General features: G+C 44.8%; 21 protein-coding genes. 16 read left to right on the forward strand and 5 right to left on the reverse strand.

Annotated features, from left to right (window positions below; all coding sequences use genetic code 11):
- The 8 genes from ENN47_01820 to ENN47_01855 form a co-directional block, all read left to right on the forward strand.
- Nucleotides 1-1,170 (forward strand): type I DNA topoisomerase (locus ENN47_01820; GenBank protein ID HDP76924.1); only part of this gene is annotated, 1,170 nt, incomplete at its 5' end.
- The gene (locus ENN47_01825) at nucleotides 1,167-2,078 is read left to right on the forward strand and encodes a D-alanine--D-alanine ligase (GenBank protein ID HDP76925.1); all 912 of its coding nucleotides are present in this window, start codon (nucleotides 1,167-1,169) and stop codon (nucleotides 2,076-2,078) included. The genes ENN47_01820 and ENN47_01825, both read left to right, overlap by 4 nt.
- A 2-nt stretch (nucleotides 2,079-2,080) precedes the next feature.
- A complete protein-coding gene (gene hslV / locus ENN47_01830; GenBank protein ID HDP76926.1) occupies nucleotides 2,081-2,629 on the forward strand; it encodes an ATP-dependent protease subunit HslV in 549 nt (182 codons plus the stop codon).
- Complete coding sequence (hslU, locus tag ENN47_01835; protein ID HDP76927.1) at nucleotides 2,626-4,014, forward strand: ATP-dependent protease ATPase subunit HslU; 1,389 nt, start codon at nucleotides 2,626-2,628, stop codon at nucleotides 4,012-4,014. The genes hslV and hslU overlap by 4 nt, the downstream gene beginning before the upstream one ends.
- Nucleotides 4,014-5,033, forward strand: a complete 1,020-nt coding sequence (dprA, locus tag ENN47_01840; GenBank protein ID HDP76928.1) for a DNA-protecting protein DprA — start codon at nucleotides 4,014-4,016, stop codon at nucleotides 5,031-5,033. Before hslU ends, dprA begins: the two co-directional genes overlap by 1 nt.
- Before the next feature lie 63 nt (nucleotides 5,034-5,096).
- The gene (gene fba, locus ENN47_01845; GenBank protein HDP76929.1) at nucleotides 5,097-6,041 is read left to right on the forward strand and encodes a class II fructose-1,6-bisphosphate aldolase; all 945 of its coding nucleotides are present in this window, start codon (nucleotides 5,097-5,099) and stop codon (nucleotides 6,039-6,041) included.
- 13 nt (nucleotides 6,042-6,054) lie between these two features.
- Nucleotides 6,055-7,284, forward strand: a complete 1,230-nt coding sequence (locus ENN47_01850; protein ID HDP76930.1) for an acetate kinase — start codon at nucleotides 6,055-6,057, stop codon at nucleotides 7,282-7,284.
- Between the two features lie 85 nt (nucleotides 7,285-7,369).
- On the forward strand, nucleotides 7,370-8,377 hold the full coding sequence (locus ENN47_01855) for a cyclic nucleotide-binding domain-containing protein (protein HDP76931.1): 1,008 nt from the start codon (nucleotides 7,370-7,372) through the stop codon (nucleotides 8,375-8,377).
- A gap of 5 nt (nucleotides 8,378-8,382) precedes the next feature.
- Here the strand turns inward: ENN47_01855 and ENN47_01860 are convergent, their stop codons facing one another.
- Together ENN47_01860 and ENN47_01865 are read right to left on the reverse strand one after the other, a co-directional pair.
- Nucleotides 8,383-9,225 (reverse strand): GNAT family N-acetyltransferase, encoded by an 843-nt coding sequence (locus ENN47_01860; protein ID HDP76932.1) that lies wholly within the window; start codon nucleotides 9,223-9,225, stop codon nucleotides 8,383-8,385.
- Nucleotides 9,215-9,499, reverse strand: coding sequence for a DUF3783 domain-containing protein (locus ENN47_01865; GenBank protein ID HDP76933.1), 285 nt, complete (start codon nucleotides 9,497-9,499; stop codon nucleotides 9,215-9,217). Before ENN47_01865 ends, ENN47_01860 begins: the two co-directional genes overlap by 11 nt.
- A gap of 270 nt (nucleotides 9,500-9,769) precedes the next feature.
- On the opposite strand from ENN47_01865, the gene ENN47_01870 reads away from it, so the two are divergent.
- From ENN47_01870 to ENN47_01900, 7 genes are all read left to right on the forward strand, one after another.
- Nucleotides 9,770-10,762 carry an FAA hydrolase family protein gene (locus ENN47_01870; protein HDP76934.1) on the forward strand — a complete coding sequence of 331 codons (993 nt, stop codon included), beginning with the start codon at nucleotides 9,770-9,772 and terminating at the stop codon, nucleotides 10,760-10,762.
- Complete coding sequence (locus tag ENN47_01875) at nucleotides 10,743-11,603, forward strand: DegV family protein (protein HDP76935.1); 861 nt, start codon at nucleotides 10,743-10,745, stop codon at nucleotides 11,601-11,603. Before ENN47_01870 ends, ENN47_01875 begins: the two co-directional genes overlap by 20 nt.
- Nucleotides 11,604-11,881: 278 nt before the next feature.
- Nucleotides 11,882-12,871, forward strand: a complete 990-nt coding sequence (locus ENN47_01880; protein ID HDP76936.1) for a LacI family transcriptional regulator — start codon at nucleotides 11,882-11,884, stop codon at nucleotides 12,869-12,871.
- 29 nt (nucleotides 12,872-12,900) lie between these two features.
- On the forward strand, nucleotides 12,901-13,977 hold the full coding sequence (locus tag ENN47_01885) for a sugar ABC transporter permease (protein HDP76937.1): 1,077 nt from the start codon (nucleotides 12,901-12,903) through the stop codon (nucleotides 13,975-13,977).
- Complete coding sequence (locus ENN47_01890) at nucleotides 13,974-14,840, forward strand: carbohydrate ABC transporter permease (GenBank protein HDP76938.1); 867 nt, start codon at nucleotides 13,974-13,976, stop codon at nucleotides 14,838-14,840. Before ENN47_01885 ends, ENN47_01890 begins: the two co-directional genes overlap by 4 nt.
- A 140-nt stretch (nucleotides 14,841-14,980) precedes the next feature.
- On the forward strand, nucleotides 14,981-16,249 hold the full coding sequence (locus tag ENN47_01895; protein ID HDP76939.1) for an ABC transporter substrate-binding protein: 1,269 nt from the start codon (nucleotides 14,981-14,983) through the stop codon (nucleotides 16,247-16,249).
- Nucleotides 16,250-16,324: 75 nt separating this feature from the next.
- Nucleotides 16,325-17,557: a glycosyltransferase gene (locus ENN47_01900; protein ID HDP76940.1), complete on the forward strand. Its 1,233-nt coding sequence runs from the start codon at nucleotides 16,325-16,327 to the stop codon at nucleotides 17,555-17,557.
- A gap of 45 nt (nucleotides 17,558-17,602) precedes the next feature.
- Here the strand turns inward: ENN47_01900 and ENN47_01905 are convergent, their stop codons facing one another.
- From ENN47_01905 to ENN47_01915, 3 genes are all read right to left on the reverse strand, one after another.
- Nucleotides 17,603-18,832: a 6-phosphofructokinase gene (locus ENN47_01905; GenBank protein HDP76941.1), complete on the reverse strand. Its 1,230-nt coding sequence runs from the start codon at nucleotides 18,830-18,832 to the stop codon at nucleotides 17,603-17,605.
- Nucleotides 18,833-19,167: 335 nt separating this feature from the next.
- Nucleotides 19,168-20,352 (reverse strand): pyridoxal phosphate-dependent aminotransferase, encoded by a 1,185-nt coding sequence (locus ENN47_01910; GenBank protein ID HDP76942.1) that lies wholly within the window; start codon nucleotides 20,350-20,352, stop codon nucleotides 19,168-19,170.
- 498 nt (nucleotides 20,353-20,850) lie between these two features.
- On the reverse strand, nucleotides 20,851-22,881 hold the full coding sequence (locus tag ENN47_01915) for a tandem-95 repeat protein (GenBank protein HDP76943.1): 2,031 nt from the start codon (nucleotides 22,879-22,881) through the stop codon (nucleotides 20,851-20,853).
- Between the two features lie 306 nt (nucleotides 22,882-23,187).
- On the opposite strand from ENN47_01915, the gene ENN47_01920 reads away from it, so the two are divergent.
- The coding region (locus ENN47_01920) for a 2Fe-2S iron-sulfur cluster binding domain-containing protein (protein ID HDP76944.1) at nucleotides 23,188-23,480 on the forward strand (293 nt) is incomplete at its 3' end.

Genomic DNA, 23,480 nt, shown 5'->3' on the forward strand with positions numbered 1-23,480 from the left:
GAAACAGCTAAGCAGCTTATATCCGGGGATAACCTTAGGCTGTACACGCTTATTTGGAACAGGTTCATAGCTTCTCAGATGGCTAGTGCAGAATACGCGGTGACAGATGTGCAGTTAGAGGACGAGAACGAGAAGTATATCCTCAGCTTAACCGGTGAACGTAGGCTGTTCGATGGCTTTGAAAGAATTATCTCTAGATCATCGAAGAGTGAGATTGGCCGCGACTACAAGAAGGGTGAAGAAATAAAGCCTTCCAAGATCGAGTTCGAGGAAGATACGACCAGGCCGCCCTCCAGATTCAGTGAAGCTTCCCTAGTAAAAGAACTAGAGAAGAGAGGAATCGGTCGTCCTTCAACTTACGCGACAATAATCTCGACATTGCTAGATAGAAAGTACGTGCTTCGACAATCCAGAGAGCTAAGGCCAACATTACTAGGTTCGATTGTAAATGAGTTTCTCAATGATTATTTTCCTGATGTCGTCGACATGAATTTCACCGCAAACATGGAGGAAGAACTTGACGATGTGGAAAACGGCTCCAAAAAGTGGCAGGATGTTGTCCAGGGCTTTTATGGTGGCTTCAAGACGGACCTTGATCAGATTGACAAAAAGATCAAGAAAGGTGAGCTTAAAATTGAATTTCCGACAGACAGAGAATGCTCTTGTGGCGGAAATTTCAGGATAGTCTTCGGAAGATACGGCGGGTATTTGAAGTGTCAATCATGTGATAAGAACGAATCCGTTGATATGACCTCTTTCACCTGTGTGATAGACGGGAAAGTCTTGTTAAAGGACGTTGCAGCCAATCAGAAAATGGAAGTGGAGATAGATGAGAAATGCCCGGAATGCGGTTCCGCTCTTGTTAAGAGAAAGGGCAGGTACGGTGAGTTTATCGCATGCTCGGCTTACCCGAAATGCAAGTACACGAGAAATGTGAGTATAGACGCTCCATGTCCCAGGTGCGGAGGGGTGGTCGAGAAGCTACGTAGCAAGAAAGGTAAGAATTACTACAAGTGCTCCGAATGTGGAGAGCGTTACTGGAATGAGCCCACGAAAGAGAAATGCGAAATCTGTGATTCTCATCTTTTCCTCAAGATCAAGCGGGGAGGAAAAGAGGTCCATTACTGTGCGAAGTGCAAGAAAGAGTTTGAAGTGGAGGAAGGTTCATGACCAGGAAAGTTGCGGTTGTCTACGGCGGCTTTTCAAACGAGAGGGATGTATCAATCAAGAGTGGAATGAATATTGCTAAGTCTCTCGAAAGGTTAGAGATTGAGGTTCTGCCGTTTGATCTTAAGAGAGATACTATTGCTGATCTCCTTAAATTGAAGACCGATCTCTTTTTCCTCGCCCTCCACGGGAAGTTTGGCGAAGACGGAACTATTCAGGGCATGTTGGAACTTGCGGATCTTCCTTATACTGGCTCCGACTCAAGAACGAGCGCGATTTGCTTTGATAAGGAGATTACCTACAGACTGGTCGACGGAACTGCCGAATTGCCAGTATGGAAGAGAGTTGAAAGTGTTAGAGATGTCGAGGGGTGGGAGATATTCCCCTGCGTTATAAAGCCTGTGAGAGAGGGATCCAGCATAGGGGTTTACATCTGTGACGATCATTCGATTCTAGAGAACAGAATTGAAGAATTGTTAGTTACTTACGATTCTCTACTTCTAGAAGAATATATCTCAGGCAGAGAAGTAACAGTATCGGTAATCGATTCTATAGATGGTCCTGTAGTGCTTCCGATTCTTGAGATCAGACCCAAGAAGCGTTTCTACGATTATGAAGCCAAGTATACAGAGGGATTTACAGACTTTGTTGTGCCTGCTCCTTTAGAAGAGAGTGTTCAAAAAGCGATTATCGATAAGTCGGTTGCTATCTACAAACTTCTGGGCTGCCGTGATCTTTCGAGGATTGACGGTATACTCAGGGAAGACACGTTTTACTTTCTTGAAGTAAATACTATGCCCGGAATGACCGACTTGAGCGATCTCCCAATGTCTGCAAGGGCCATGGGAATGACTTTCGAAGACGTTGTCGGCGGAGTGGTTGAGGTAGCCGAAAGAAGGAACAGGAGGTAGTCATGCAGGACATTCACGGAACGACAATACTTGTTCTGAGAAAGAATGAGAAGACGGTTATGGTTGGAGATGGTCAGATCACGATCGGAGATACCGTTATGAAAGGAACAGCCAGAAAGGTCAGAAAACTTGGCGACGGTTCGGTTCTGGCAGGTTTTGCAGGTTCTGTGGCCGATGCAATGACCCTTTTTGAGAAATTTGAAGAGAAACTGAGAGAGGTCAACGCTAATCTCAAAAGAGCGGCCGTAAACCTGGCCAAAGAGTGGAGGACAAACAAGGTCCTCAGAAATCTTCAGGCACTTCTTTTGGTTGCCGACAAGGAAAGCATTCTTCTGGTATCAGGTAACGGGGAAGTGATAGAACCAGATGGAGATGTCCTTGCGATAGGATCCGGCGGTTCTTATGCCCTCGCAGCTGCAAGGGCATTAATAAGACACAGTAGTCTCGAGGCGGAAGAGATAGCGACTAGAGCGATGGAGATTGCCAGCGAAATCTGTATTTATACAAATACGAAATTCACTCTGGAAACACTTGGAGGAGAAAAGCAATGAACAGAGAAGAACTGGACGACCTGACTCCGAAAAGAATAGTCGAGGAACTCGACAAATACATAGTCGGACAGGAAAAGGCCAAAAGAGCAGTTGCTGTGGCGATGAGAAATAGAATTAGAAGGCAGAAACTTCCAGAAGAGATGAAAAGAGACGTAATACCAAAGAACATACTTATGATGGGTCCCACGGGAGTAGGAAAGACCGAGATAGCAAGAAGGCTGGCAGAACTCACTGGTTCTCCTTTTACCAAAGTTGAGGCAACTAGATTCACTGAAGTGGGTTACGTGGGAAAAAATGTTGAGTCGATAATAAGGGAACTCGTTGAAGTTGGCGTCAACATGGTTAAGCAGGAAAAGATGAGTGAGGTTGAAGGTAAGGCAACTTATCAAGTAGAAGAAAGAATCCTCGAGTCTCTTGTTCCCGGTCCACAGAATAAGGGAAGTGGAGCAAAGAACATTCTTGAGCTTTTCCAGGGCCAGCAGCAGCCAAAACCCAGCCAGGAAGAAATAGACAGAATAAGAAACCGCAGGGAAGACTACAGAGAACGTCTGAGAAGTGGAGATCTCGAAGAACTGGAAATTGAGATCGAAGTCGAAGACCATAGTCAACCAATGATAATGATTCCTGGAATGGAGGATATGGGAATCGACATGTCGGGAGTTCTGGGAGGAATGGTACCGAAAAAGACAAAAAGGCGTAGGATGAGAATCGCCGATGCGAGAAAAACTCTTCTGCCTTTGGAAGCGGAGAAACTTCTTGATATGGATAAAGTTGTGGCTGAAGCGATTGAAAGAGTGCAGAATCGCGGAATAGTTTTTGTAGACGAAATTGACAAGATCACCTTTAGAAGTGGTTCTCACGGACCTGATGTCTCAAGGGAAGGCGTTCAAAGAGATCTTCTTCCGATTATTGAAGGAACGACTGTCACTACCAAACACGGGCAGATAAGAACTGATTACATACTATTCATTGCGGCTGGAGCCTTCCATACTGCAAAGCCGTCTGATTTGATTCCGGAGTTTCAGGGGAGGTTTCCGATAAGGGTTGAGCTTGACGCCCTTACTCAGAAGGATTTTTTGAGGATCCTAGTCGAACCTAAGAATGCTATAACAAAGCAGTATGCTGCGTTACTGGAAACCGAAGGGGTAAGAGTAGTCTTTGAAGAGGACGGTTTGAGAGAGATAGCCAGGGTTTCTTACAACCTAAATGAGAAGATCGAAAACATTGGAGCGAGAAGGCTTTACACGGTAGTTGAGAAAGTCCTTGAGGAGACTTCATTCAATGCACCTGAAGTTCCTGAAGAACTCATTATCGACGGGAAGTATGTTAATGACAAAATCGGTGAGATAGCTGCCGATGAGGACTTAAGTGCCTTCATTCTGTAATGGAAAGAACAGAATACGCTGCAATAGCTCTTTCTGGTGATTTCGTCCCTTCTGAGATGTGCAAGATAGAGAGCGCGGGACTTAGTAGTTCTCAACTATTCCATTCGCAAATAGATCTCAACAGAAGCAAACTGAAGAATTACTGCAAGAATTTCCCTTCAGTAGCCAAAACCATTTCGAAATACAAGAAATTCATCACTTTCAATGACGAACAATATCCCGATTCCCTGAGAAACATATTTGAACCGCCTGCGGTTCTGTTCTTTGAAGGAGAGCTTTCACTCCTCAACTCGCAAAGTATTCTCGCAGTTGTGGGTTCCAGAAAAGCAGACAGGTACGGTGTCTCTATTGCAAAGGAATACTCCAGATCACTTTCCGAAACCGGCATTACAATAGTCAGTGGTCTCGCCGTCGGAATCGATGCACAGGCTCATCTTGGAGCTCTCGAAGGCAGCGGTTCAACAGTGGGGATACTTGGAACGGGGATCGATATCGCTTATCCTGCAACCAACAGACAGCTTATAAGATCGGTGATGGAAAGAGGCTGTGTCCTTTCAGAGTATCTTCCTGGAACTCCCCCGCTGAAGCATAACTTCCCAAGGAGGAATAGAATCATTGCCGGTCTAGCCAGAGCGGTCTTTGTAGTGCAGGCTACTCTGAGAAGCGGTTCTTTGATAACAGCAAGGCTTGCTCTCGAGAACGGAAGAGATGTGTTCGCTGTTCCGGGCGACATAAGTAGGAGAAACTCAGAAGGAACCAACTGGCTGATCAAGAACGGAGCGAAACTAGTTTCGGAATGCAAAGACATATTGGAAGAGTTTCCCGAGTTAGTCTTGCGTGAGCTTTCTAAAGAAAGGATAGACTCACAAGTTCTAGAAGTCCTGGGAGACGGTTCTCTTACTTTCGAAGAACTCCTATTGAGAACAGATTTATCAAGCAAGGATCTGATTGTTGAACTAACAAATCTGCAGTTGAGAGGTTACGTTTACGAGGAAAACGGGCGTTGGAATAGAACTTAGTGGATTTGAGCTGGTATAATCTTGATGAAATGTAGATGCTGAAACGAGATTGGAGGGAAAAAAATGCCGTATGTAAACACCAAGGAAATACTGGAGAAAGCAAATAAGGGATTTTATGCAGTGCCAGCTCTGAATATTAACAACCTTGAGTTTCTTCAGGCAATTGTTGATGCCGGAGTTGAAGAGCGTTCTCCAGTGATAATTGAAACCTCTGAAGGAGCAATTAAGTACGCCGGAAATGGGGACGCCAAACTTGGTGCTAGATTATTTGTTTCAATGGTGAAAGGCTATGCCGATACTGTGGAAATTCCTGTTTCACTTCATGTTGACCATGGAAAGAACTTCGACATTCTTATGGCGGCAATTCAGTCTGGTTATTCATCAGTAATGATTGATGCTTCGGAGTATCCTTTTGAAAAGAATGTAAATGAGACTAAGAAGATAGTAGAGATCGCGCATAGTCTGGGGGTATCAGTTGAAGCGGAACTGGGCAGGTTGGTTGGAATAGAAGACAACGTTGTGGTCGAATCTCATGAGGCAGCACTGGTTGACCCGGATGAGGCAAAATGCTTTGTCGAAGAGACCAAAGTAGATTTTCTTGCACCGGCTATTGGTACGAGCCACGGTGCCTTCAAGTTCAAAGGAGAAGCAAGACTTGACTTTGAAAGGCTCAAGAAAGTGAAGGAGTTAACTGGTCTTCCGCTTGTTCTTCATGGGGCTTCCAGTGTTCCTGAAGAGGTAAAGAACCTCGCCGAAGAATACGGGGCCGATTTCAAAGGGGCCAAAGGTGTGCCGGGAGAGATTCTGGCTGAATCTGTGAGGTTTGGAATAAACAAAGTAAATACTGATACAGATTTGAGAATGGCCTTCATCGCTTCATTAAGAGAGTTTCTTGCAAAAAACCCCGGGGAATTCGATCCGAGGAAATACTTCAAGACACCGAAAGAATTAGTAAAGAATGTGATAAAAGCCAGGTTGAGACTTCTAGGTTGTTCTAATAAAGCATAGACGGGGGTGTCAAATGAAGATTCTTGTAATCAACTGCGGCTCGTCCTCAATCAAGTACCAGCTTCTTGATGCCGCAAGTGAAAAAGTAATGGCCAAAGGATTGCTTGAAAGGATTGGCATATCTGGGTCAAAACTATCCCACAAAAAAGGCGACAAGAAATTTGAGTTTGAGAAGGATATTGCCGATCACACTGAAGGGCTGGAACTAATAATCAATGTATTGCAGGCTGAAGATACAGGTGTTGTGAAGAACATAGATGAAATTGAGGCAGTTGGCCATCGTGTCGTTCATGGCGGAGAAAGATTCGCTTCTTCGGTTCTCATTGACGATGAAGTTGTAAGGGAAATCGAGGCGAACAATTTCCTTGCCCCTCTTCATAATCCAGCGAATATCGAAGGAATTGTGGCGGCGAAGAAGATGCTCCCGTCGGTCCCTCATGTCGGAGTTTTCGATACTGCGTTTCATCAGTCCATGCCAGAATCATCATATTTATATGCATTACCCTATGAGCTCTATAGAAAATACAAGATAAGAAGATATGGTTTCCACGGCACAAGTCACAGATATGTTGCAGAAAGGGCCGCTTCATTACTTGGCAAACCGTTGAAATCTCTTAAGATAATTACCGCCCACATAGGTAATGGTGCGTCTGTCGCAGCAGTAAAGAACGGTAGATCTGTGGATACCTCAATGGGCTTCACACCTCTGGAAGGACTGGTTATGGGGACCCGGTCCGGAGACATAGATCCCGCAATCGTTCCTTTCTTGCAGGAGCAAGAAGGTCTGTCAGCAGGAGAAGTCAACAGTCTGCTGAATAAGGAAAGCGGTATGTATGGACTTACAGACAGGCAGTTTAGTGACATGAGGGATATAGAGGAGCTGGCGATTAAGAACGAACCAGTATGCAAGCGGGCTCATGACGTCTATGAGTACAGATTGGCAAAGTATATTGGAGCATACGTGGCTGCGATGAACGGAGTCGACGCAATAGTCTTTACGGCAGGAGTGGGAGAAAACAGCCCATACCTGAGAGCCAATATTATTAATAAGTACCTCGGATATCTTGGTGTGACGATAGATGAGGAAAAGAACAAAGTTAGAGGGAAGGAAATAGTTATTTCTACCGAAGATTCAAGAGTCGGAGTTTTCGTAATCCCTACAAACGAGGAACTTGTCATTTCCAGGGACACACGCAAAATAGTCAAGGAAGGACTGAAGGAACTGAAACTCTGGGAAGAGTGAAAGGTGATGAAGGGTCATAAAGGAGATTGTTTTAGAGGGTGATACCAAGCTCGCCGCCTGTGGTGAAAAGGCCGATGCTTACTACATAGTATCGTCTGGCGGTCTCATCCTCAAGGGATCAGATTCTGAAGATAGGGTTTACATGGAAGGAGATCTCGCTGACCCACTTTCTATTGTTGGTGGAGAGCACAGCGGAGATCTTCTGTCCGTTGGTGATTCTTCAATTCTTGTTGGCGACAAAGATGAGTTGAAAGAATATCTGGTTTCAAAACCTTCAAGACTTGAAAGGTTTTTCCTTGATGTTGAAGAAGAGCTGAAGCTTTATCCCCGAAAAAAGGCCTGTGATCTTGATGAGCTGATTTCTACAATTATCTCCAGGAAGCAACATTGGCTTAGGGAGTATCCCCCTCTGCTTTTTGGTGAGAAATCTCTTTACAGGAAAGGCATAAAGCTAATTGAGAGGAAGGATTATCCGGCCGCTCAGGAGGTTCTGAAGAGTTATCTCGATCAGTACAAGAACTCTCCTCTATCGAGACCGGTGAAGCTGTTCTATTCGGTTAGCTGCTTTTTAAACAGCATTTTAGAAGAAGCTTTGTCAACAGTAATGGGGATTCTGGAAAGCGAAGAAGATGAGATTTCCAAGATTGCAAGATTCTTTGTATGCAACATGGGCCTTTCCGAGTCTGGCTTCAAACTTCTATACAAGGGTCCAGATTACAGCGCAGATCTCTTCAGGATATTGAGAGCAGATTCACGAAGAGTCCGAAAAGCGTCTTCAGATCAAATCGTGGTTGAAGAGGGCAGAAAGTGTGGAAGTGCTATCTTCCTTCTGAGGGGAGAGATGATTCTTCTGAAAAAACGCGGCGACGAGGATTCAGTACTTTTTTCTCTCAGATCCCCAAATTCCATTGGCGAGGTTCAGGTTCTCTCGAATAGCAAATGGCATGCAACCGTGATTGCCAGAGGAAAATCGGAGTACATACTAGTGGACAGAAATAGACTCGTTCAGAACTTGATAAGCAAATCACCTCAAGATGGATTTAAGATGGTCGAATACCTTCTAGGATACATGAGACAGACCAGCGCTTACTGAGGTATTTAGTGTATTCTGAAAGTCATCTCGCTCTGCTTGAGGAGGATCTCGGGTTCAAAAGATTGGGCTTCCAGAAACAGGGGATCTTCTTCCGGCACCGTAGGAAACAAGGGGGTGAGACCTCTATCTTTTGCGATACCGCATAGCCCACCTATGGTCTCCTTGAAGGAAAAGCCTTTAGTCGGTCCAGCATCCCTAACATAGAATACTGAATCCCTTTCCTGCCAAATGCAGTAGGCGATTTCTTTTCCTTCTTCATTGACGACTGAGTCAAAGCTATATTGCTCGAGATGACTGAATCCCGTGGGTTCTCTTTCCCACTCAGGATTTCGCTTGAATCTGTCCTTCACAACAAGAGCACATTCTATTATTCTTCCTGAATCCGAGTCTCTGAGTGAGAAACCCTTTGCTCCAGGTTTTCTGATGAAGAAAGTTATAAGCCCGCGCTTTTGTCTGAATCCGAACTTCTCGTAGAAGCTGATCGCTCTCTTGTCCTTTTGTGGAACTTCAAGGACTATTTGTTCACAACCTTTCCACTTGGCAATTCTTACTGCTTCATCAACCAACCTGAAGCCAACTCCCTCTCTTCTGAAAGATGGAGTAACTCCCATCAGATCAATTCTTGCTCTCTTCTCTCTGAAGCTCAGCAATACTGCTCCAGCATTTTTTCCCTCTATAGTTGCGACGAATGAATCTGAGAGAGATATATTGTTCTCTCTTACATCTTTTTCGAAGCTCTCGAGAGTCCAGTGCATTCTCAATACATAGTCTGAAAAGATCAGATTCAAAAGGTTTACAATTTCCACTTTTGAAAGGGCTTGCAGTTTACGGAAAGTATTATTCTCCAAGCTCAACTCGCCTCGCCTTCTTGAAGTAGTCATGTTCTTCGGTCAGTTCTGCCAGCAGGTCTTCCAGCTTCCAGTTCAGATTTGATTCCGTCGTGGTAGCGAATACACATTCCTTCCGCAAGAGCCGACGTATCTCATTGATTGTGCTTCCAATAGTACTATTATCAAAGCCGTTGAAGATCGCATAACATAGGAATTCTCCATTTCTATTTACTTTGCCATTCTGACTGACAGATTCCTTATTCAGGATCTCTCTCAAAGTGCAATTCTCCATTCCAATACAATCAATAACAGTGACATTATTCAAGGAACTCCGAACAAGAGATGTTGACTCTTCATCACAATAAAGAAGTACCGAGCTTCCAGATTCTGGCTTTCTCATTCAATCACCTCGAATCAATTCTAGCATAGCGCGAATTTGCTTTCTCTCGAAAAGAACGATGTGGGTCTGAGAGTTGGAATCCAGATTCTGGAATCGTCTGCAAGAGAAAATGAAAGACATTTGAATGGAACAACAGGTATAATAAATTGAGGAGGGCGGCTTTTGATAGTACATGTTGGAAGATTCAGGCGTCACAAACAGAAGGATTTCTGGGGAATGGTCGAGATGGGTTTTGTGAAACCCGTTGATGTAGATTTGAATTCGACGGGGGCCTTCTTGAGAACAGTAACTGAGAGTCCAGACAATATCGAAGATCTTTTGTCAGATGCAGCTTTTGACCTTTCAGATCTTGAAGTACTTTCGCCGATTACCAAACCTTGCAGGGTTATATGCCAGGGAAAGAATTACCTGGATCATCTTCTGGACACAGGAATAAGAGAAGAAGACAAAAAGTACAATATGTTTTTCAACAAATCATCGGCATCGATTGTCAGCCCCGGTTCACCTATTGTTAGGCCGATGGGAGTTCGCCTTCTTGATTACGAAATCGAGCTTGGCCTGGTCATTAAGGCGCCTGTGAACCGAAAGATAGAGGTTGATTCCTCTAGGCTGCACGAGTATGTTGGCGGGATAATTATTGGAAACGACATATCGGCAAGGGACATTCAATTACCTCAAAGCCAATTCTTCAAGGGGAAGAGTTACCGTTCATTCTGCCCGTTAGGGCCATTCATGGCGATCGTCGATGGTGAAGATATGAAGTACATAGAAAATCTCACAGTTGAACTGAAGGTAAATGGGGTAGTTAAGCAGAGCGCTTCGACTTCAAATATGATTTACAAACCTCATGAGACACTTTCGGAATTGAGTCGTTTCTCCGATCTCGAGCCGGGAGATGTAATTCTTACCGGTACTCCCAAGGGGACTGCCCTGAGTCACAAAAAGGGATTTCGCGCTAGGCTCAGAAATCTTCTTTCAGAGTCGAAGAAATGGGAGCTGTTTATTAAAGAGCAGGAGGAAAGCGGAAGGTACTTGAAACCCGGAGACATCATTGAGTCGAGAATATTCTCTTCAGATGGCAAAGTAAATCTTGGCCTGCAAAGAAACACAGTTGTTGACGAGGAGGAAGTAAATTATGCTGGGAATTATCTGTGATTCAGTAGTTGATCTTCCTGTGGAGATAGCTGAAAGAGATGACGTATGTGTTGTTCCAGTAATGGTAGTCCTTGGTGAAAAATCCTTTCGCGAAGGTGTCGAGATTAGCAGAGCCGAAATTGCCGATTATCTGGAGAACAATTTCGCCAGAACATCACTGCCCAGTCCAGGTGATGTTTTAGAAGCCTTTGAGACAATGTATTCAAGAGGGTATGATGAACTTCTTGTCGTGAATCTTTCAAGCGGACTCAGCGGTACTCACAATTTATTCAAGACAACAGGTGAGCAGTTCGCCAGCACTCATGAATCGGTGGCTATTGAATATGTTGATTCCCTCTCTCTTTCGGGTGGGATTGCAATGCTAGTTTACAAGGCTATTGTCATGAAAGAAATGGGAGACTCACTAAAAGATATTTCCGCTGATCTCAGAAGCAGAGCTGGAACGAAGAATATCGTCTTCTTTGTCTTACCGACGCTTAAGTACCTGAAGCAGAGCGGAAGAATTGGCAGGCTTGAAGGTTCAGTAGGTGAGATTTTGAATGTGAAACCTATTGGCACGATTAGCAGCAATGGGGTCTTCACGCTTTCAGGAAAGGCACGAGGCATGAAGAAAGCAGTTGAGAAGATGGTGGATCGACTAATGTTTGCGGTGAAGGGTAAGAAAGTCCTTTGTCTGGCACTGTATCATTCCTGCAACGAAAGAGACACCATATCCCTTGTTGAGTGGGCAAGAATAAGGATCTCTTCTCTCTCAGAGACTCTCTTAACGGGAGAGTTGTCCTCTGGAATTCTTGTTCATGGCGGAAAGGGAATAATAGGAATAGGCGCACTAATTGCTTAGAAAGGAAATAGACACTTAGTATCCAGTCGTTCTGTACTCGTGAGAAACAAAGTCGAATCAGTCACCTGGAAAATGAAACGATCGATCCATGTGTGAGTGTGAAAGAGTAATCTAATAATAATGGAAGTAATCTAGAGAAAACCGCCCCTTATCGTCTCTTAACTTCAGTATTTACTTCAAATGACTTCAAATCAATTCTAGGTTTGCTTTGACTTCATTAATCATATTGTTATAATGGAAACGATTCCATTATTACGCGAAATTGAGGAGCGAGTTGCTTGAAAAAGCCCACTATAAAAGATGTCGCATCTCTTTCTGGTGTTGGAACCGGTACCGTTTCTAGGGTTTTGAATGGCGGTTCTGTTAAGGAAACAACGAGAATCAAAGTAGTTGGGGCCATCGAAAAACTTGGATACCAGCCGAACCAGATGGCGAGGACGCTGGCGGGGGGAAGGACCAGAAGAATTCTCTTCTTGATGCCCGAGGTGAGGACCGAGTTTCACTGGAGAGTTATGAAATCGTTTGATGACTTTCTGGATATGATGAATTACGAAATGGTTATATATCCTGTGTTCTCTGACAGAAGATTGAACAGACTGAAGAATGATTCCTCCTTGCTGGAGGAATCTGATGGGGCGGTAATCTGTACAATGAACACGGAGTTCTTGTCAAAGGACTACATAGATTTCGGAAGCAACATTGTACTCTTTGAAGCACAGTCAGAGGAATTTGATTGTGTTTACCTGGATAACGTCATGGGAGGCAAGATGGCTGCGGAGTTACTTATAGAGTGCGGTTCGAGTGATTTCTTCGTTATCTCTTTTGAGGAAGAAAACCCGATTCTCGCAACAGAGAATTTTGAGAAAAGGATAGAGGGCTTTACGGCCATTCTAGAGAACAAGGATTACGAGTTCAATCAGGAGAAGCTCGTGTACACATCGTTCTTCTTCGAAACTGCCCATGAGAAGATTGCCAAGATACTTAGTGAACACGAAAAACCTGGAATATTCGCGTTGGCAGACAATTTCGCCCTTGAGGTGCTTCAGACGGCTTCGGCCTTGAAGAAGATACCAGGTAAAGATTTCTTTCTCATCGGTTATGACAATCAAAGCTGGACCGAAAGAGCGGGTCTAACTACAATCGAACAGCCGATGGAAGACATGGGAAGAAAGACGGCAGAATTAATAGTACAGAAGATAGAAGCTCCGGGGCAATACATTCAGCCGGTGAAGTTCCTGCCAAGATTGAAGCGCAGGAGAACGGCCTGATTTTATATCCCCAGTCATGAGGAGGATTTATGGCCAGGAAAGATAAGCTGACTCTAGCCCAGAAGGAACAGAGAACTGCTTACAAACTGCTCGTTCCCGCTCTGTTGATCTTGGCGGCTGTTGCTTTTTATCCCCTATTTCAGGTCTTCTACACTAGCCTTACTGACAAGGTCTTTGCTTCAGGAACTGACGAAGCACCGAAGTTCATCGGTCTTGAAAACTACAAGAATCTTCTCGGGCTCACGATTCAAGAGCTGCCGCCGATTGTTGATGAAACGACAGGAGATCCCTTGGTCGACGAGTCAACAGGAAAGACTATGTACGAAAGAGCAATAAGAGTTCTGCCCAGAAGTCCCGTAAGATACAGAGAGTGGTTTCAGTTCTCATTCTTCGGACGTCGTTATGTAGTGGGTGCGAGAGACCCCGAGTTTATGAAAGCTATATGGAATACGTTGGTCTTCTCGGTCATCTCTGTCTTTCTAGAGACTCTTCTGGGACTGGGAATTGCGCTGGTAGTAAACAGCAATTTCAAGGGGAAAGGCATTATGAGGGCAACCATGCTGGTTCCATGGGCCGTAATAACAGTTGTCTCAGCGAGGATATGGGAGTGGATGCTTCAGCCTACCAGGGCAGGCCTCTTCAATATGCTCCTGAGCAGGTTTGGTTGGGGTGATGGAGGGCTATCATTCCTGAGTATGCCGACTCTCCAAATGCCAACTCTAATTGCTGTTGACGTCTGGAAGACGACTCCCTTTATGGCGCTCCTGATTCTTGCAGGTCTACAACTTATCCCGAAAGAGCTATACGAAGCCGGAAGAGTTGATGGAGCAAATAGAATGAGACAATTCTTCGCCATCACAATGCCGCTTCTCAAACCTACGCTTGCAGTTGCACTTATTTTCAGAACACTTGATGCACTGAGAGTGTTCGATGTTTTCCAGGTACTTATGGGAAACCGAATGTATTCAATGGCTTCATATAACTACTACCAGTTGATTGGCAACAGGAATATGGGTCTTGCCTCTGCAATAGGTGTTATCATCTTCTTTCTAATCGGAATCTTTGCAGTGATGTACATGAGGCTTATGGGAGTTGATAAAGAATGAAGCAGAATAGATCGCTCTGGCTTGTTGGGAAGATTGCGTTCTGGATACTTGTCATATTCATCTTCTTCTACATGCTCTTCCCCTTCTACTGGGCAGTGAATTCATCTCTGAAGTCCGAGGCTCAGCTTCAGATGACTCCGGCAACTCTTTTACCCGTTGACAGGGATGGGAAGTTCTCTCCAACGATTCAGAATTATGTCGCAATTTTCAACGATGGAACCTTTGTCAGAGCATTATGGAACAGTACTATTGTTGCGGGCCTTACTACAGTCCTGGCACTGGGGGTAGGATCTTTTGCAGCTTATGCAATGGGCAAGCTAAGGTTCAAAGGAAAGAGGCTTACTTTGTATCTAATTCTGTCTCTCACCATGTTTCCTCAGATTACGGTACTTTCTGGATTGTATGCTGTGATTACAACACTCAACCTAGGAGCCAGATTGAGCCTGATTCTCTCATATATGATATTCACGTTGCCCTTCACAACGTGGGTCCTTACCGCGTTCTTCAAAGAGCTACCGACGGAGATTATGCAGTCAGCATGGGTTGATGGTGCTACACCTTTCCAGACTTTCTACATGATATTGCTGCCTTTGACTGCGCCTGCACTTGTCACGGCCGGTTTGCTTGCTTTCATAGCAGCATGGAATGAGTATATTTTTGCCCTCACTTTTACGACTATTGCACCAGAAGCAAGAACGATTCCGGTCGCCATCTCTCTGTTCACCGGATCGGTTTCAAGACAAGTGCCTTTTGGGGAGATCATGGCCGGAGCCGTAATAGTTACAGTTCCTGTAGTTGCTCTTGTTTTCATTTTTCAGAGAAGAATTGTGCAGGGTTTGACTGCTGGAGCAGTGAAGGGCTAAGACTGTCTATAACTATTCGACAAGAGACACAGTAGGTGGTCTGATGATAACAGGAGGTGATCTGAGAAGGGTTCTAGAATGTGATTAGCTTTTTGCGGACAAGATGACGCTTCAAAAGATTGTTTAAAGGAGGGGTAAGTATGAAAAAAGTTCTGTTGACACTTATGGTAGCGTTATTCGCCCTGGTTGCAGTTTCAGAGACCGTTATTACGGTTGCGGCTGGTGCGGTTGGTCAGGAGCTTGAGCTGACGAAGAAAGCAGCGGAAAGATATATGGAAATTCATCCCGATGTGACTGTGAGAGTACTGGACACACCAGACATGGTTCAGGACAGGCTCGGGCTCTATCTCCAATTTCTGGAAGCGAGAAGCCCCGAGATTGATGTCTATCAGGTAGACGTTATTTGGCCGGGCGATCTTGCGCAGCATTTTGTGGATCTTTACGAGTACAACGCCGACAAGGTTGTATCTATGCATTTCCCTGCAATTGTTGAAAACAACACTGTCGATGGGAAACTCGTTGCCATACCATGGTTCACAGATGCGGGTCTTCTATACTATCGAACTGATCTTCTTGAGAAGTATGGGCTTAACCCGCCGACTACGTGGGACGAGTTAGAAGAAGCAGCGAAGATCATCCAGGAAGGAGAAAGGAAGACAAATCCTGACTTCTGGGGATTTGTTTGGCAGGGCAACGCATATGAAGGTTTGACATGTGATGCTCTTGAATGGCTTGCATCAAACGATGCAGGAACAATTATTAGCCCTGATAAGAAGATCACACTAGCAAACGCCAACGCGGTCGAGATTCTTGAAAAGGTGGCTGGTTGGGTTGGAACCATCTCTCCGAGTGGAGTCCTGACTTTCGCTGAGGAAGATGCCAGAGCGGTTTGGCAAACTGGAAACGCTGCCTTTATGAGAAATTGGCCGTATGCTTATAGCCTAAGTAAGGGCGAGGACAGCGCCGTCGCTGGCAAGTTCGATGTTTCTCCTCTTCCTGCCGGGAAGAGTGGGAATGGGGCCGCTACGCTCGGCGGATGGCAGCTTTCAGTCAGCAAGTACAGTAACAATCCTGAAATTGCTGCGGATTTCGCATTGTTTATGGCCGGTTACGAGATGCAGAAGATGAGAGCTGTTGAAGGTTCCTTCAACCCTACGATTGAAGCTCTTTATGCAGATTACGAAGTGCTTGAAGCGAATCCATTCTTCGGTTCACTGTATTACGTCTTTACGAACGCTGTTGCAAGACCGTCAACAGCAACGGCTCCGCGATATAATGAAGTATCTACTCTGTTTTTCAAGGCCGTTCACAGTATCCTCTCCGGAACCGCAGATGCACAGAACGCTCTTGAAGAGCTCGCTCTAGACCTCGAAGATATGACTGGATTCGAGGTTGTCTGGGGATTCTAGACTGTTTTTTGCTCAGGGTGGCTGGTCCCTTCTTGGGGCCAGCGGCTCCCTTAATCAAGTAAGAGAAGGTGTGAAATGAAGATTGCGCAAGTGATGAAAAAGAAACTGACAGATTATGAACCTTTTGCTGAGAAGAGTTTGGTTGATAGTATTCATAAGCTTTCCAGAAATCTTAGTGGACTAAGGGTACTGCATGTAAACGCGACTTCTTTCGGTGGTGGAGTAGCGGAGATTCTTCATACTTTGATTCCCCTCATGAAAGATTGTGGGCTAAAGGTTGACTGGAAGGTAATCGATGCGCCTTCGCATTTCTTCGACCTGAGCAAGAGAATGCACAATGCTCTTCAGGGAAAGGAAGATTATCTTTCTAATGAAGACAAGAGACTCTTCGAAAGCGTTGAAGATGAGAACGCTCGCTTCATCAAAGCAGACGAATACGATATTGTTGTCATCCACGACCCGCAGCCCGTTGGTCTGCCAGCCTTTGCAGACTTCGGAAACTCCAGACTGGTCTGGAGGTGTCATATAGATACATCTTCTCCCAATCAGATCTTCTGGAACTATATGAATGCCTTCCTATCTCAGTATGATGCAGGAATCTTTACTCTCAAGAGCTACGCGAAGGAGGGAATTTCAATCGACAGAATCTATGAGATTCCACCTTCAATTGATCCGTTGAGCAATAAGAACAGAGAGCTTTCCGATGCTGAGATGGAACAAGCATTGAAAAAGCTGGGAATTGGGAATAAGGAGCCAGTAATCACTCAAGTATCTAGATTCGATCCCTGGAAGGACCCGATGGGGGTTGTCGATGCTTATAGAGAGTTGAAGAAGAGGTTTGTGGATCTTAAGCTTCTTCTAATTGGATCTATGGCTTCAGATGATCCTGAGGGATGGAAAATCTACGAAGATTTGCTGAGGTATGTCGGTTTGGATTACGATGTCAAGGTTTTGTCGAACTTCCAGGGAATTGGTGATATAGAGGTGAATGCAGCTCAGAGAGTCAGCAAAGTAGTTATTCAGAAATCGCTTCGAGAGGGGTTCGCTCTTACTATGAGCGAGGCTATGTGGAAGAAGACACCTGTTGTTGGAGGTAATGTGGGCGGAATTCCTCTTCAGGTACATCATGGAATAAACGGGTATCTTGTGGACAGTGTGGAAGAGACTGTTGAGTGTACTCGAAAGATACTTGAAAATCCAAGTCTTGCAATAGAAATGGGTGAAAAGGGATTCGAGATTGTTAAAAAGGACTTTCTTATTACCAGGCACCTCTATCAGTATCTTCAGCTCTTTGCAGATTTAACCTGATAAACGGATCCCGTCCCGATCATTGTCGGGACAGGGATTCCATAGTCACAGGAGTTTTTCCGCTCTCATTCTTTGAAGGTTTTCGTACATCGGGAGGCCGTGTAGGTAGAGATTCGGTGCTTCCCCTTGAATAAGTGGAAGAGCATACGACTTGAACTCTTCGGTAACATAAAACCCATCTTCGGAGATGAAATTTGAGGGAAGACCTTTTGTTCCATTTGCCACCTTGGCCAAACTAGCTTTTGTGTATTCCTTAAGATAAGGTTTGCCGCTGAGTCGGCGGATGGAAATCATTATTCCGCTATCGCCATTTACAGCTTCTCGAACAGCAAGAGCTCCAACCTCTACAGCTTCTTGCCAGTCGATTAAGCTAGCAACGTGCCTTGACGACCTCTGTAAGTAGTCAGGTAGAGCGACATGTACTTTGCATTTTAGGGCTTCTCTGATTGCTCTCTCAAGATACTGACCTATCTTGCCGAGTTGCACATTCCCAAATGCGTCATAGTAACCCGCAGTAGAGATATACGAACCATCCGGTCGTTTCAGCGCTTCTGAAGCTACAATAGAGCAGTATCCTTCTTTCATTATCACGTCTTCTACCCTTGCAATGAAAGATTCTTCGTCGAACGGAACCTCGGGAAGTAGAATAATCTGGGGACCGTGAAATTTGTCAGTCCCTGCAAGTGAACCGGACGCAGCTAGCCAGCCAGTGTGACGCCCCATTGACTCCATTATGAAGACCTTCGTCGAATCGCTGTACATAGATTTCAAGTCTCTAGTTGCTTCCATAATAGATATCGCAGTAAATCTTGCCGCTGAGCCATAACCAGGACAATGATCTGTTTCCAGAAGATCGTTATCAACAGTCTTAGGGATTCCGATTACCCTCAGTGGAAACCCCATCTCATCGGCCCTCTCACTGATTTTATGAGCCGTATCCATTGAATCGTTTCCCCCATTATAGAAGAAGTATCGAATCGAATGAGCATCAAAAACCTTGAACAGTCTTTCAAAATCGTCATCGCTCTCAATTTTCGTCCTGCAGGAACCGAAAATCGCGCCTGGAGTATACGGAATTTTGTCGATCTCACTGAGTTTTTCTTCAGTCAAGTCGAACAGATCTTCATTTAGGATTCCTTTGATTCCGTTCACACCGGCTAAAATTCTGTCGATCTCTTTAGCTGCGAGTGCTGCAACGATTGCTCCGTAAGCTGATGCGTTGATGACAGATGTGACTCCCCCCGATTGAGCGTAAACTGCATTGTATCTTTTCAATTTGCCACCCCCATTGTTCAGAATCGCTAATAGCAGAACCTGTTATTCAGAGATTCGTAGCAAACGTCTCATTAACGAATCACTGGCACATAGATTCCAAAGGAATAGTTATCTCGTTTCACAATGTCCAAAAGACCCGGGGTTCAGGTCTTCGTAAATGGTTCATAATCTATCGATACTCACGCAGATATGTCATCGCACGCTGATCCTTGACGAAAACCAGGGTACAACACATAATGAGGAATAGTGAGTCAAGATAATCGACGGTTACCCCTACATTAATGACGGACAGTACAACACATCCAGATTAGAACAAGGGTTACTTGTGATTTCGATCAGCGTCCATACTCCTTGAGACCCTTCGCAAGTATTTCAATGGCGGTTTTCATCTTCTCCGATGAGAGGACATAAGCAATCCGGACTTCTTTTGTCCCTATGCCTCCAGTTGCGTAGAACCCCTCCAATGGGGCAACCATTACAGTGCTACCGTTGTAAGAAAAGTCAGTAAGCATCCACTTGACGAATTCTTCGGCGTTTTCAACGGGAAGCTTGACGGAAATATAGAATGCGCCCGAGGGTTTCTTCATTTCAATTCCTTCAATTTTGCTGAGTTCTTCAAAAACCACGTCTCTTCTATGTCCGTACTCTTTTTGCACTGAATCTGTATATTCCTTTCCCAGGGTAAGAAGACCTATTGTTCCGAACTGAGCGATTGTCGGCGGTGAAAGCCTGGCCTGAGCGAACTTCATGATTGTCCTGTAGAGCTCCTTGTTCTTCGTTGCCACGCAACCAATCCTAGCACCGCAGCTGCTGAATCTCTTTGAGATGCTGTCTACGACAATGATGTCCTGTCCTGAATCTATCGTCATTATCGACGATGGCATGATGCCATCAAATACGATTTCTCTATATACTTCATCGCAGATAACGAATAGATTGTTCTTTCTGGCGAATCTTATCAGTCTCGTTAATTCCTCCTCCGTATATACCACGCCTGTGGGATTGGAAGGATTCGAAAAAAGAATCGCTCTTGTTTTCGGTGTCAGAGCTTTCTGCATTTCTTCGTCATCTGGAAGTCTGTAGCCGTTCGAAACGTTGGATGTAGTAGCCCTTACATTTAGTCCTAGAATATTTGCGAACCCTCTGTAGTTGGCGTAGAATGGTTCGATCAGCATAATATCATCGCCAGGGTCGGCAACTGCTGCAAGGGCGAATTGTATAGCTTCACTCCCCCCCGATGTAACAAGCAGTTCATCTGACGAAATGTCGATGTCCCAGGAGCGAAAGTAACTCGAAAAGGCCTCTTTGAGTTCCTTGATACCGTCTGATGGAGAATAAGAGACTACTGAACTGAAAAGCTTACTGATATAATCGTAAAATACCCCTGGAGTTTGAATGTCAGGCTGACCAATATTCAGATGATATACATTGACACCTCTATCCTTAGCTTGCTGCGCAAATGGCACTAGTTTTCTTATCGGAGACGCCGGCATAGCAATTCCGCGTTGCGATACTCTCATGACTGACCCCCTTACTTCAAATGATATTCTTTCTCAATCATTATACAACAATCGAATTCGAAGAATGAAGGAGGTTGTGGTGCAGCCAAAGAGCTAATGAGCAATTCCTTCTTCTCGACTTAAAAACGCGGCTGCATTCGCAGCCGTCAGTTCGATCTCTAAATGGATCGTTTATCCAGGCAGAACCAGAGTGAACAACCTAGTTTTTCATGTCTTCGTTTTCGAAAGTTACTTCAATCAGATTAAGCTTCTTGTCCGTCTCCAGTTCAAGTCCCCTCTTGGCATCTGAACCTATTCTTTTCAAGTCCTTTGCTATCATACGGTAAACCTCCTGTTTTTCGTTTCCCCCCTGCTGTCACATACAATTATAGCATACTATGGTAGGAAACAAAAGGAAAGATGCGGAAAGCAAAGCTAAATGGCTATTGAGCCTCCTATTTGACTTTAATTATTGTAAACGGGGTAATGCCGGTCTTAGCTGACATTATCCTATTATGGTTATCTCACGGTTATTGTGAAAGTGGCTGTTGCTTCTCCTCCCTTGAGGTCATTGGCGCTCAGCATTACGGTATTCGATCCCAGTTCTTCAGGAATGAAGGAGTATATGCTTCCGGTTAACACTCCCGGTCCATAGATCAGTTCGTATCTAAGATAGTCTCCGTCGGGGTCGCTGCTGAACTGTCTCAAGTCTAGCCGAAGAGTCCTTGAGAGTATTGTGGTTTGATCTGGAATATTGAATTCGGGCTGCCTGTTCGTATCCGTAACGAGCAGGTCAAAAGAAGCATTTGCCGTACCTCCTTTACCGTCTGATGCGCTTACGACGATTGTGTAGAAGCCGTAATCCTCGTACCCAGGTTCAATTATCAGCCTGCTTCCTTCGATCGTTCCCATTCCCTGAACGATCTCAAATGATAGATTGTCATTGTCCGGATCAGATGAGTATTCATTCAGATCAACAACAAGTCTAGAACCTTCTGCTATCGTGAACCCTGGTATGTTCAAAACAGGGGGTCTATTGCTCTCTCTGACATCAATTCTTACCGTTGCTCTTGCCGATCCGCCCTTTCCATCGCTCACTGAAATAACCGCTTCGTAGCTTCCCGCGCTGCCATAGTCTGCGTCAAAAGTGTAAGTTCTTCCCTGAATTGTTCCCGGACCCGAAACGAGTGAGTAGCTAAGCGGGTCATTATCTGGATCGGAAGCGTGATCTGAAAGGTTAATCGTCAGCCTTTCTCCCTCAGAAATCCTCCTCGGGAGAATTGAAATCACAGGTGGGTTATTTGTTTGACTTACATTGAAGATCACTGTTCTGTCTACCGAACCGCCCTTTCCATCGGAGGCTCTGATAGTTGCTGAGTATCTTCCTGGATCAGATGATTGAAAAGTATACTGACTACCGGCGATTCTTCCGGAACCGCTGACAAGCTGGTATGAAAGTACGTCTCCGTCAGGATCTGAGAAGTAACTGCCAAGGTTAAGCGTAAGTTGTTCATTCACTTCAATCGTTCTCTCGGGAATGTTCGAAGCTACCGGTGCTCTGTTTCTAGTGGCGATACTGATTTGAAAGCTATCTTCAACCGTATTTAGACCGTCCGAAATCTGTAGAACAACGGTCTTTATGCCTGAGTCATTCTCGGTACTTGTATATGAATAGAGTGATCTCTCTACCTCACCAGGGCCCGAACTAATTCTTATCGAAATTGGATCATTTTCTGGATCCCTTATGAAGGTTCGGAGATCCAGAACGAGTGTATTGCCCTGGTCCAGAGTCTGATCAGGGATGCTCGACACCGGTGGGAGATTTCTTGTTTCAGCTGTTACTAATCGCGAAGAAGCGTCTGTTCCTTCGGGAGTAATGGTGACTGCTGTTGCTGACTCGATTGTTGTGGAGTCAGCTGATGGTGTTGATGGAGTTGTAATGAACGCCTTATTCAATATCAAGAATGTTGAATCATCATTTCCTCCGCGACCGTCAAGAACTGTTATGGTTATACTCTCCTCTGTTCTTGTTGCAAAGTCCGGTTTGTACGTGTAAATGCTGCCAATTATCTGACCGCTGCCTGAAGAGATTCTGTACGTAAGAGGATCCAAATCTGGATCTTCTGCGAACTCATCAAGATCTATGGAAACGGTTTCGTTGTGCGCAATTACCTGTTCCGGCACTGATAGCACTGGTGGACGATTCACTTCCCTAACGGTAATGACAAATGTGGATTCGGCAGTTTGCTCTTTCTGGTCAGCAACCGAAATCGTCACAGTGTGTTTTCCAGACTGCTGATAACTCGGCGAGAATGTATAGAATGTCTCCCTGATTTCTCCAGGGCCCGCTAACTTTCTGTAGGTGAGAGATGCCATCTTTTCGTCACTTGAGTAATCGTGTAGATCTATAGAAAGAATGTCACCCTCGTTGATTATCATGTCTGGAATGCTCATTACAGGGGGTTTGTTAAGCATATTAGGAAGCAATCTGATGGCAAATACGACTGCTACCACGACCATCAACAACGCCCAGAAGAACCATTTTCTCATACCGCAAAACCTCCATAGAGACCATAATAGTAATCAAGTCTATTATAATCTTATTCCTGTTCTATGCCCAAATGGAATGGGTTCTGAATACCTTTAGTGAGAACTCCTCACAATCGTTAGTCGGAGACTCGCATACTGTTTAACACGTCTAACCATGTTGCCTTTCATTTGTTTCCCTGTGGGTAAATTTTAACCTAATACCTGGCATAAGGGGCGATCAATATGCTAGAATCTACTTGATAGAAAAATCACAATCTAGTTTCTTCTCTCTCAATAACTGAAGATTTCGAATGGAGGTGCTGTTCGGTGCCCGTGACAATTACCATTAACGGCAAGGACTATTCCGTGAAAGAGGATCAGAGTATTCTTGAGGCTTGCCGTGAAGTTGGAATGGATATTCCAACGCTCTGTTATCACCCTGCCCTCTCTGTTGTTGGATCATGCAGGGTCTGTGTCGTCGAGGTTGAGGGAGCTCGTAATCTCTCGCCCGCATGCGCAACTCAGGTCGCTGATGGAATGAAGATTAAGACGAATTCTGAAAGAGTGAACAAGGCCGTAAGATTCAACCTTGGTCTTCTGCTTTCAAATCACCCCAATGA

Origin of the sequence: Mesotoga infera (assembly GCA_011045915.1) — a bacterium.
Taxonomy (GTDB): Bacteria; Thermotogota; Thermotogae; order Petrotogales; family Kosmotogaceae; genus Mesotoga; species Mesotoga infera_D.

Coding starts and splice junctions, on each gene's coding strand:
- ENN47_01825 (HDP76925.1), top strand. CDS start 1,167: ATGACCAGGAAAGTTGCGGTTGTCTACGGCGGCTTTTCAAACGAGAGG.
- hslV (HDP76926.1), top strand. CDS start 2,081: ATGCAGGACATTCACGGAACGACAATACTTGTTCTGAGAAAGAATGAG.
- hslU (HDP76927.1), top strand. CDS start 2,626: ATGAACAGAGAAGAACTGGACGACCTGACTCCGAAAAGAATAGTCGAG.
- dprA (HDP76928.1), top strand. CDS start 4,014: ATGGAAAGAACAGAATACGCTGCAATAGCTCTTTCTGGTGATTTCGTC.
- fba (HDP76929.1), top strand. CDS start 5,097: ATGCCGTATGTAAACACCAAGGAAATACTGGAGAAAGCAAATAAGGGA.
- ENN47_01850 (HDP76930.1), top strand. CDS start 6,055: ATGAAGATTCTTGTAATCAACTGCGGCTCGTCCTCAATCAAGTACCAG.
- ENN47_01865 (HDP76933.1), bottom strand. CDS start 9,499: ATGGAGAATTGCACTTTGAGAGAGATCCTGAATAAGGAATCTGTCAGT.
- ENN47_01875 (HDP76935.1), top strand. CDS start 10,743: ATGCTGGGAATTATCTGTGATTCAGTAGTTGATCTTCCTGTGGAGATA.
- ENN47_01885 (HDP76937.1), top strand. CDS start 12,901: ATGGCCAGGAAAGATAAGCTGACTCTAGCCCAGAAGGAACAGAGAACT.
- ENN47_01890 (HDP76938.1), top strand. CDS start 13,974: ATGAAGCAGAATAGATCGCTCTGGCTTGTTGGGAAGATTGCGTTCTGG.
- ENN47_01895 (HDP76939.1), top strand. CDS start 14,981: ATGAAAAAAGTTCTGTTGACACTTATGGTAGCGTTATTCGCCCTGGTT.
- ENN47_01900 (HDP76940.1), top strand. CDS start 16,325: ATGAAGATTGCGCAAGTGATGAAAAAGAAACTGACAGATTATGAACCT.
- ENN47_01910 (HDP76942.1), bottom strand. CDS start 20,352: ATGAGAGTATCGCAACGCGGAATTGCTATGCCGGCGTCTCCGATAAGA.
- ENN47_01915 (HDP76943.1), bottom strand. CDS start 22,881: ATGAGAAAATGGTTCTTCTGGGCGTTGTTGATGGTCGTGGTAGCAGTC.